Below are 10,408 nucleotides of genomic sequence, written 5' to 3'. Positions count from 1 at the left end.
TGCTTCTACCGAATTAATGCCTTTGGCATTTGCCTGCGGTTTAGGCGGCATCATCACCCTGGTAGGTACGCCTCCCAACATCATCGCTTCCGGCGCTCTGGAACAGGCCGGCTACCGCGCTTTCGGATTCTTTGAATTCGCAAAGATCGGTATCCCCCTGACTCTGGCAGGCCTGATTTACATGATGTTCATCGGCAAACATCTGCTCCCGAAACGGGAACTGGATGCTAATCAGGAAATCGAACAGGAAGTAGAAGCGACTTCTACCTCTTCTTCGAAGATGATTGTTTCCGGCGTTATCCTGTTAGCCGTAGTTCTGACCATGGCTCTGGGTATCAAAGGTGTTACCCTGGAAATGGCCGCTATCACCGGCGCTATCATTTCCGTACTGACCGGCTGCTTAACTGAAAAACAGGCGTATGCCTCCATCGACTGGGTAACCATTTTCCTGTTCGCCGGCATGATGCCCGTATCTTCTGCTATGAGCAAAACCGGCGCCGGCAAGGTTATCGCTGAATGGGCAGTAGGTCTGATGGGCGGTTCCCCGTCTCCGATGATCGTGACCGCTGTACTGTTTATCCTGTCCTGCGGCCTGACCCAGTTCATGTCCAACACGGCATCCGCAGCGCTCTTGTGCCCCATCGGTATTGCAATTTCCAAACAGCTGGGCGCTGATCCGGCAGCCGTTCTGATGGCTATCGCCGTTGCAGCATCCTGCGCATTTGCTACCCCGGTAGGCACGCCTCCGAACACCCTGGTATTAGGCCCCGGCAAGTTTACCTTCATGGACTATGTAAAATGCGGCACCGGCCTGGTAATCGTGTGCTTCGTTCTTTCCCTGATTCTGATTCCTATGTTCTGGCCTTTCTTCCCCGGCAAATAATCTGCAGAGGATCTTCCATTACATAAGATATCAAATCATCTCAGCTTTATCCCGGCTGCCGTGGCTCACAGGCGGCAGCCGGGATCTTCCCAAAGTTTTGCAGTTGCACTTTTATTTATCCGGAAAACCTGTAGCGTTTTTCCGGAAGTTACCTGAAACAAAATTTGTTTAAAGAAACGAGGACGTATTTATGGAAGCATTAATTGTTTCTCTCCAGTCCGTATGGAATGACTCCGGCTTCGAAGGCATGACCAGCGGCAACGTAATCATGCTCCTGGTAGGCTTAGTTCTGCTCTACCTGGCTATCGGCAAAGGTTTTGAACCTCTGCTGCTGTCCAACATCGCATTCGGCTGCCTGTTGGGCAACATCCCCAAGACCGGCTTTACCACCGATCCTGGCGTAATGCAGGTAATCCTGTACGGTATCAACCACGAAGTATTCCCTCCGCTGATTTTCATGGGCGTTGGCGCCATGACCGACTTCGGTCCCCTGATCGCCAATCCGAAGACCCTGCTGCTGGGCGCTGCTGCCCAGGGCGGCGTGTTCGTAGCTTTGATCGGCGCCATGCTGCTGGGCTTTGACCTGCGTGAAGCGGCTGCCATCGGTATCATCGGCGGCGCAGACGGCCCGACGGCTATTTACCTGACCGTAAAGATGGCTCCCCATCTGCTGGGCGCTATCGCAGTAGCAGCTTACTCCTACATGTCCCTGGTTCCGCTGATCCAGCCTCCTATCATGACGCTGTGCACCAGCGAAGCGGACCGGAAGATCAAAATGGACCAGCTGCGTACGGTAACCAAGTTTGAACGTATCATTTTCCCGATTTTCTCCACAATTTTCATTTCCCTGTTGCTGCCTCCGGTATGCTCCCTGATCGGTATGCTGATGCTGGGCAACCTGTACAAGGAAGCCGGCTGCCTGGACCGTCTGAGCGACACCGCACAGAACGCTTTGATGAACATCGTAACGATTTTCCTGTCTGTAGGTACCGGTTTAACTATGGAAGCAGACAAATTCCTGAAATATGACACCATCCTGATCATCTGCTTAGGCCTGGTAGCTTTCGCAGCTGGTACCGCAATGGGTTGTATTTTCGGTCAGTTAATGAAGATCGCCTCCGGCGGCAAAGTAAATCCGCTGATCGGTTCCGCGGGTGTATCCGCTGTTCCGATGGCAGCCCGTGTATCCCAGGTAGTAGGCCAGAAAGCCAACCCGGCCAACTTCCTGCTGATGCATGCCATGGGCCCCAACGTAGCAGGCGTTATCGGTACTGCAGTAGCAGCCGGTACCATGCTGGCTATGATTGGACCTGCAGGCAAATAATCCTTCCTGCAAAACAGTAGTAAAACTTGTCTGGCAGCCATGCGCTGCCAGACATTCTAACCATATTCTCAATTATTATCCTGTTGAACAAATAACTCCATAGTATCTTGCTGAACAGAATAATAATTAACAGATTGTTTCCTTTAATAATACTCATGCCGCAGCGGGCGTGAATATTATAAAACTAACTTCACTCCTCCTCTTTCCGCAAGGACGTGAGACACCCTTACGGTATACGGTTGGTTGAGCTTCCGCCGTTAGTGAAGTTAAAAACTATGAAAACACCCTGCTCATTTCCGCTAAAACGGGAGTGCGCAGGGTGTTTGACTTTATGCGCATAGTGACAGCATGAACTCCCGGGAGCCGAAATAACTACTACCTTTAAGCAAAAACAAGTACGAAAGTATTAGAAATTCCATACTTCCGACCGTACTAATCCCTTTCTCCGAAATTATATATCTTAGGAAGTAGCATCCAGCAAGATTCTGCAAACATACTTCCTACTTTCAGCGAATGCGGAATTAGTCCGGACGTGTTAATTTGTTAATGCAACTGTGAGACTCAAAGTATGTGGGACTCAGTAAAAAGGAGGAGTTATTATGGCTCAGTCCACAAAGTGTCTTATTCTTCTTGCAGTAATTGCCTTATTCTTCGTTACCGAAATCATTCCTCTGGCAGTTACCGCTACGGCTGGCGCTATTGCCTGCGGCCTGTTGGGATTTATCCCGGCTAAGCAGGTATTCAGCGGCCTGTCCAACTCCACCGTTGTTCTGTTCGCCGGCATGTTTGTTGTAGGTGCTGCCATGTTCTACACCGGCCTGGCCCAGAAAATCGGTGAAACTGTAGTAAAAATCACCGGCACCGGTGAAAACAGCCTGATGATCGGTATCATGCTGGTTGGCGCGGGGTTATCCTCCGTTCTGTCCAACACCGGTACGGCTGCCTGCTTAATGCCTGTAGTATTGGGCGTGTGCGCAGCAGCAAAGATCCCTGCTTCTACCGAACTGATGCCTCTGGCATTCGCCTGCGGCCTCGGCGGTATCATCACCCTGGTAGGTACGCCTCCCAACATCATCGCTTCCGGCGCATTGGCTCAGGCCGGTTACCGTGCTTTCGGATTCTTCGAATTCGCAAAGATTGGTATTCCCCTGTCCATTGCAGGTCTGGTTTACATGATGTTCTTAGGCAAACACCTGATTCCGAAACGGGAACTGGATGCCGATCAGGAAATCGAACAGGAAATCGAAGCCAATGAAACTTCCAGCTCCAAGATGGTTGTATCCGGCGTTATCCTGTTAGCCGTAGTTCTGACCATGGCTCTGGGTATCAAAGGCGTGACCCTGGAAATGGCTGCCATCACCGGCGCTATCGTTTCCGTACTGACCGGTTGCTTAACTGAAAAACAGGCTTATGCTTCCATCGACTGGGTAACCATTTTCCTGTTTGCCGGTATGATGCCTGTATCCTCTGCTATGGATAAGACAGGTGCCGGTAAAGTTATCGCTGAATGGGCAGTAGGAATCATGGGCGGTTCCCCGTCCCCGATGGTAGTTACTATTGTACTGTTCATCCTGTCCTGCGGTCTGACACAGTTCATGTCCAACACGGCGTCCGCAGCGCTGCTGTGCCCCATCGGCATCGCGATTTCCAAACAGCTGGGTGCTTCCCCGCACGCAGTACTGATGGCAATTGCAGTTGCGGCATCCTGTGCATTTGCCACCCCGGTAGGCACGCCGCCTAACACCCTGGTATTAGGCCCTGGCGGCTACAAATTCATGGACTATGTAAAGGCTGGCACCGGTCTGGTAATCGTCTGCTTCATTCTTTCCGTAATCCTGATTCCTATGTTCTGGCCCTTCTTCCCCGGCTGATAACCCTGCGAAGATGTGCCTGATACAGCAGGTATCAGACCATTTCAGTTTTATCCCGGCTGCCGTGGCTCACAGGCGGCAGCCGGACAATATCTGCAGCCCGGCAGGGCAAGGCGGTACCCATTCAGAAAGCTGCCGCTGCCTTCCGGATGCGGATCCGTGTTTTACAGTTGCACTTATTTTTTAATTTCTGAATGAAACCAATTGTTTTTATCCGGGGATTCGCTAACAACGTTTCCCCCACCATTATTTTAAGAATCGAGGACATATTTTATGGAAGCATTAATTGTTTCTCTCCAGTCCGTATGGAACGACTCCGGCTTTGAAGGGTTGACCAGCGGAAACGTAATCATGCTGCTGGTAGGCTTAGTATTGCTCTACCTGGCTATCGGCAAAGGCTTTGAACCTCTGCTGCTGTCCAACATCGCCTTCGGTTGCCTGTTGGGCAATATTCCCAAGACCGGCTTCGTTGAAGAACCCGGCGTTATGCAGGTCATCCTGTACGGTATCAACCACGAAGTATTCCCTCCGCTGATTTTCATGGGCGTTGGCGCTATGACTGACTTCGGTCCCCTGATCGCCAACCCGAAGACCCTGTTACTGGGCGCTGCTGCCCAGGGCGGTGTGTTCGTAGCCCTGATCGGCGCCATGCTGTTAGGTTTCGACCTGCGTGAAGCTGCAGCCATCGGTATCATCGGTGGTGCTGACGGCCCGACCGCGATTTATCTGACCGTTAAGATGGCTCCCCATCTGCTGGGCGCTATCGCCGTTGCTGCGTATTCTTACATGTCTCTGGTTCCGCTGATCCAGCCTCCTATCATGACGCTGTGCACCAGCAAAGCCGACCGTGCCATTAAGATGGACCAGCTGCGTACGGTAACCAAGTTTGAACGTATCATTTTCCCGATCTTCTCCACGATTTTCATTTCCCTGTTACTGCCTCCGGTATGCGCCCTGATCGGTATGCTTATGTTAGGCAACCTGTATAAGGAAGCCGGCTGCTTAGACCGTCTGAGCGACACCGCACAGAACGCGCTGATGAACATCGTAACCATCTTCCTGTCCGTAGGTACCGGTCTGACCATGGAAGCTGACAAGTTCCTGAAATACGACACCATCCTGATCATCTGCTTAGGTCTGGTTGCTTTCGCAGCCGGTACAGCCATGGGCTGTATCTTCGGTCAGTTGATGAAGGTTGCCTCCGGTGGCAAGGTAAATCCGCTGATCGGTTCCGCGGGTGTATCCGCTGTTCCGATGGCAGCCCGTGTATCCCAGGTTGTAGGTCAGAAAGCCAACCCGGCCAACTTCCTGCTGATGCATGCCATGGGCCCGAACGTAGCAGGCGTTATCGGTACTGCTGTTGCAGCAGGCACCATGCTGGCTATGATTGGACCTGCCGGCAAATAACTGTTGCGGCAATTCTGCATTACAAACATTGTCTGGCAGCCCTGTGCTGCCAGACATCTTGCAAGTATTATTCTGTTGAACAAAGTATCTGGTCTGACTTTGTTGAACAGAACAACTCTTACCATCGATACTCTTTCGATAATAACCACGCCGCAGCGGGCGTGATTATTATAAGGTCAACGTGTAGGACCTGCGCAATACGGTTGTCCCACTCGGTTGTCCTTTAACTTCACTCCTCCTCTTTCCGCAAGGACGTGAGACACCCTTGTGGTATACGGTTGTAGAGCTTCCGCCGTTAGTGAAGTTAAAAACAAAGAACACCCTGTGTGTTTCCGGCAAAACGGAACATGCAGGGTGTTTTGTTTTTATCAGCCGGCTAATTGTCCGTGCGACTTGCCATCAGTTTTTGGCAGGATGGCAACCATAAACACATGGTTTTCCCCGGCAACCGCTACAGTTTTGCAAAAATCGGAATGTAATTCACGCAGATCCAGCCAATAAGCGTTACCAGCAATACATTGAGAACAGTCAGTCGCAGGCCCTGCCGGATCTGCAGCCCTGCGTCCAGCCCGTAAGACACCGGAATCGCCCGGGTAGAAACCGGCAGAACATAGGCACAATTCACCGCTACCACCGTAAGCAGTATATACGGCACCGGATTCAGCCCGATGGCGTGGGTAATGCTGATAACTACCGGCAAGGCAATGGAAGCCGCTGCCGTATTGCTGGACAGTTCGGTAAGAAAACAACCGAAAGCCGCAAACAGCACTATGGTTCCCAGTCCGCCGGAAGGTCCGCTTGCCGCAATCAGGGCCGTCAACTGCTTCACCGCCCCGGTTTCTATGAGCATACGCCCCAAAGCCATGCCGCTGGCAAAGAGGAACATCATGCCCCACATAACATGGCTTTCCGCATATTTCCAATCCAGCATCACTTCACCGTTTTCATCGCGCAGCACAAACATCAGAAGACCTAACGTCAGAAATGAATAGGCAGGCTTCAGTCCGGGTAATATATCCGCATACAGCGGGCGCAGGAATGCCAGCAACGTAGCCAGCACAAATAATATCAGTCCTGTTTTTTCGCCCCGCTTAAGCGGCCCGAACTCTTCACTCAGCTTTTTAAAATAGGATGCAGAACCGTTTAAATCCCGGGTCGTACGATTCGTTTGCCAGAGGAATAACAGATTTAAAAGAAAGACCAGGCACAAGATTGGCACGAATCGAAGCACCCAGTCCACGTACATGAACTCATGTCCCGTAAGCTGTTCCATGTAGGCAATAGCAACCAGATTCGCCGCACCGCCGATGGGAGAGCCAAAACCGCCGATACCGCTGCCCCAGCCAATCGCCAGCAGAATCGGCGCTGCCTGATGAATATCTGCCTCTCCGCCGCCATTCACAAATTTCAGCATGGCTGCCGCGATGGGGCAGAGAATCGCAGCTACCACCACATTGGGCAGAAAGACGGAGAGAATCACCGATGCTCCCAGCCACGCCATAATCTGTTGCCGCATGGAAGTCCCGATACCGCATAGCGCTTTCACCGCCACCCGCCGGTCCAGACCGGTACGGCTCCAGGTCAGACAAATCAGGTCAGCCCCCAGCAGCAGCACTACAATTTCCGAAAAGTAATTACTGATTACATGCCCGCTGGGAATCAGATTCAGTAACGCATTGACGGCAATCGGCAGCAACGCGGTCACCGCGATTCCCACCGGACGGAAGACCCACCAAAGCGCCATCCATGCCGCCATTCCCAATGCACCTGCAGCCGCGCTGCCAAATGATTGCGCCGCGAACCGCAGCAACAAAAACGCCAGCGGCCCGGAAAGTAACGCCAGATTCCGTTTCATGTACGGACTCATAAACTCGCCCCCAACACGATTATAATTTCTTCTTTTTTCAAAGGATTTGTTATAAAAAATAAAAACCGTTGGCTGTTTCTTGCCAACGCTTCCTGTTCATTTTGTTTTTAATATTATATACCCAAAGCGCACAGATTGCAAACCGAAACAAATAAGTACAACAGGCGCACTGTTTGTAATTTAGCGCCTCACTGTAATTCCATCGAAAAATAAAGCTTAATATGATATAATTTATCTACGTCATAGTGATTTACGAGGAGGGATGACCATGTCAAAATTGGCAGTAATCGTACAGTGCGAACTGGTAACCCGACGCTGTTCCGGATATAATTGCATGAAAGCATTCACCCGGCGCAGCGGAAAAATGGAAGGGTATCCGGAAGGAACCCGTTACATGACAATCAACTGCGGGGGTTGCTGCGGAGCGGGCATCGATGTGAAAATAGAAAATCTGGAAAAACGGCTGCTGGCCAACGACGAAAAGAAAGAAGATGTAGTAATCCATCTGTCCACCTGCATCTGCACGGAGAATCATCACCGCCTGCCCTGCCCCTTTAAGAATTACCTGAAAAAGACCATTGCACGCCGGGGCTTCACCGTAATTGAAGGAACCTACATTTCCCAGACAGCAGCCCGCAGAAGAGCGGAAGGAATCTATCAGCCCTTTGAATAAGAAATACCGTCAATCATCGCAGTAATGGTTGACGGTATTTTTTGCGTTTGGGACTATTCCGCTATCTTCCGTATAATGTCCACGGCGTCCTGGAGATAATCCGCAATCTTCTTTTCTTCTACGCCGGCAATGTAAGCCCGGCAGTGATTCATGGGAATCAGCACCACCTTAGCCTTGCTGGAGGAAACTGCCATGGCAATAGCCGGACTGATTTCCCCGTGCAGGGCGTTAGCCATGATGATGCCTGCCGGCCCGACAATCACATCTGCTTCCGCAGCGTTAAATATAATCGCGTTTTCACCGGTAGCCGCAAAAGACGGCCCGCCTTTCAGCATGGTTTCCGTTGCGACGGAATTTGTCCCTGTCGCCCCGACTTCCGCATCCGGGAAATTTTTAACAAGCAGCTCCACTAAAGAACGGCCGATGCCGCCGCCCTGTCCGTCAATTACAAGAATACGCATAATCTGCCTCTCTATGCTTTCAATAATTAAAAATCACCGGTTAATCTGTATTATAAACCAGCATTTGCCTGCCTCACCGTACCGGCAGGATTTCCAGCCAGTACCCGTCCGGGTCATTGATGAAATAGATGCCCATCATTGGATTTTCGTAACAGATGCAGCCCATCTTCTTGTGTTTTTCATGCAGGGCCTCATACTCGTCGGTGACAAAGGCCAGATGGAATTCATTCTCGCCCAGATTGTAGGGCTCTTTACGGTCTTTCAGCCAGGTCAGTTCCAGCGTGTGAGGCGTTTCACCGTTATCGCCTAAATAAACTAACGTAAAATCCGGTTTTTCAACCCGGCGGACTTCTTTCAGGTTTAACGCTTCCTCATAAAACTTCATGCTTTTTTCCAGATCCAACACGTTGAAATTATTGTGGGCAAATTTAATCATGATGCACTTCTCCTTCCGGTTCATTCCGTATATTATTCAGGGAATTTCTGTTTATATTATACCACATCAAATAGCGTATTAATTTTTTCCGATTTATAAAGTTATTCTAAATTTAGAAAATTTCATTCCACGGTCAATTATGTGATAACATTTCTTGTGCTGTTGTGATATAATTTAAAATATAATAACAAAGAAACAAGGAGATTATACGATGCAGAGATCAAGACAGTACGACATAACAAATGAAGATGTAAAAGAAAGTGAAACACAGATTACACGGATTTGCCGGATGGAAGAAATATTCGATAAAAGCTCCAAAGCTGTACGGGATTTACAAGAGGCGCTGGATCGTTACATTGCCCTTGAAGAAGAGATACGCGAACTGGAACTGTATTATACAGGCGGACAATGGCAAAAAGATTTTGCCGACGATGAGGCAGGCAAACTTCCGCGGGATTTAAGACGCGGCGTATTGTCAGAAGACGCCGTGTACGACTTTTTGGCTTTGCGGGATGAACTGATTTCTAAATACAAAGGACTGCTATAAATTTTAATGATTTTGAGGGAGAAGCACTGTCATGAACAAAAGCATCACCAGCAGCATTATTGCAATGTTGCTGGGCAATTTTTCCGTAGCTGCTGCCGTTATCATTTTTATCGCGCCCCAGGGCATCATCCTGGGCGGTTCCACAGGTATCGCACTGGCGCTGACGCATTATATTTCCTTTCCGCTTTCGGCCATGGTATTTGTAATCAACATGCTGTTTTTTGTAACCGGCTACCTCTGTTTGGGGAAAAAATTCGCGCTGACGACTATCGCCAATTCCATTCTCTACCCGCTGGCCATGTCGTTGCTGGAACAGCTGTCCATTGCGGGAAAACCGGTCACCGATAATATCATGCTGGCAGCCGTCTTCGGCGGCGTGCTGATGGGCGGAGGCATCGGGCTTCTGTTACGGGCCGGCGGCTCCTCCGGTGGAACAGACATTCCTGCGCTGATTCTTAATAAATACTTTCATCTTAACGTATCTGTCTTGTTATATATTATCGACGGACTTGTTTTATGCAGCCAGGCATTTTTCTCCAGTATAGAACAAATCCTGTTCGGCATTTTCGTACTGGCGCTTTTCACCATGACTATGAACAAAATCATGCTCCTGGGCAAGTCCCAGATACAGCTGTTTATCATTTCAGATGAAAGCGAGACAATCCGGCAGCAAATCCTCGCGGAAGACGCCGGCGCTACCATGTTTTACGTGGAAAAAGCCTACACAGGCAGGCAGGGAAAATGTATCATGTGCGTAATTCCCCGGCGGAAGCTGTATCCCATCACCCAGCTTATTTCCGCCACTGACCCGGATGCTTTCTTCACTGTTTCCGAAGTCAATGAAGTACGGGGCGCCGGTTTTTCCTATGCCAAACATTATCTGGATAAGACCGGAGATTGAGGGAAATGCTGTTTTTCGCCGATGCACTTACCAATGCT

At 50.1% G+C, this 10,408-nt stretch carries 10 protein-coding genes; 7 read left to right on the top strand and 3 right to left on the bottom strand.

Features of this window, described 5'->3' with window-relative positions; genetic code table 11:
• The 4 genes from ACZOWY_RS09555 to ACZOWY_RS09540 form a co-directional block, all read left to right on the top strand.
• A partial coding sequence (locus tag ACZOWY_RS09555; protein WP_484396361.1) for an SLC13 family permease occupies positions 1-883 on the top strand: 883 nt, incomplete at its 5' end.
• A 190-nt stretch (positions 884-1,073) separates the two neighbouring features.
• Positions 1,074-2,207 carry a sodium ion-translocating decarboxylase subunit beta gene (locus ACZOWY_RS09550; protein WP_484396357.1) on the top strand — a complete coding sequence of 378 codons (1,134 nt, stop codon included), beginning with the start codon at positions 1,074-1,076 and terminating at the stop codon, positions 2,205-2,207.
• Positions 2,208-2,806: 599 nt separating this feature from the next.
• The gene (locus ACZOWY_RS09545) at positions 2,807-4,078 is read left to right on the top strand and encodes an SLC13 family permease (protein WP_484396352.1); all 1,272 of its coding nucleotides are present in this window, start codon (positions 2,807-2,809) and stop codon (positions 4,076-4,078) included.
• Between the two features lie 273 nt (positions 4,079-4,351).
• Positions 4,352-5,485 (top strand): sodium ion-translocating decarboxylase subunit beta, encoded by a 1,134-nt coding sequence (locus ACZOWY_RS09540; RefSeq protein WP_484396347.1) that lies wholly within the window; start codon positions 4,352-4,354, stop codon positions 5,483-5,485.
• Positions 5,486-5,936: 451 nt separating this feature from the next.
• On the opposite strand, the gene ACZOWY_RS09535 is transcribed toward ACZOWY_RS09540, so the two are convergent.
• The gene (locus tag ACZOWY_RS09535; protein ID WP_484396343.1) at positions 5,937-7,352 is read right to left on the bottom strand and encodes an SLC13 family permease; all 1,416 of its coding nucleotides are present in this window, start codon (positions 7,350-7,352) and stop codon (positions 5,937-5,939) included.
• 268 nt (positions 7,353-7,620) lie between these two features.
• On the opposite strand from ACZOWY_RS09535, the gene ACZOWY_RS09530 reads away from it, so the two are divergent.
• Entirely contained in the window at positions 7,621-8,025 is a 405-nt protein-coding gene (locus ACZOWY_RS09530; RefSeq protein WP_484396337.1) for a CGGC domain-containing protein, read from the top strand.
• A 53-nt stretch (positions 8,026-8,078) separates the two neighbouring features.
• Here the strand turns inward: ACZOWY_RS09530 and ACZOWY_RS09525 are convergent, their stop codons facing one another.
• Both ACZOWY_RS09525 and ACZOWY_RS09520 read right to left on the bottom strand, forming a co-directional pair.
• Positions 8,079-8,486, bottom strand: a complete 408-nt coding sequence (locus ACZOWY_RS09525; RefSeq protein WP_484396333.1) for a DUF3842 family protein — start codon at positions 8,484-8,486, stop codon at positions 8,079-8,081.
• Between the two features lie 73 nt (positions 8,487-8,559).
• Positions 8,560-8,925: a VOC family protein gene (locus ACZOWY_RS09520; protein WP_484396388.1), complete on the bottom strand. Its 366-nt coding sequence runs from the start codon at positions 8,923-8,925 to the stop codon at positions 8,560-8,562.
• Between the two features lie 208 nt (positions 8,926-9,133).
• Between ACZOWY_RS09520 and ACZOWY_RS09515 the strand changes: the two genes are divergently transcribed.
• Positions 9,134-9,469, top strand: coding sequence for a DUF4298 domain-containing protein (locus tag ACZOWY_RS09515; protein WP_484396328.1), 336 nt, complete (start codon positions 9,134-9,136; stop codon positions 9,467-9,469).
• A gap of 31 nt (positions 9,470-9,500) precedes the next feature.
• Positions 9,501-10,370, top strand: a complete 870-nt coding sequence (locus ACZOWY_RS09510; protein ID WP_484396323.1) for a YitT family protein — start codon at positions 9,501-9,503, stop codon at positions 10,368-10,370.
• Positions 10,371-10,408: the final 38 nt, after the last annotated feature.

Source organism: Succiniclasticum sp. (genome assembly GCF_056977735.1).
This window is presented reverse-complemented; position numbering and strand designations above follow the sequence as displayed.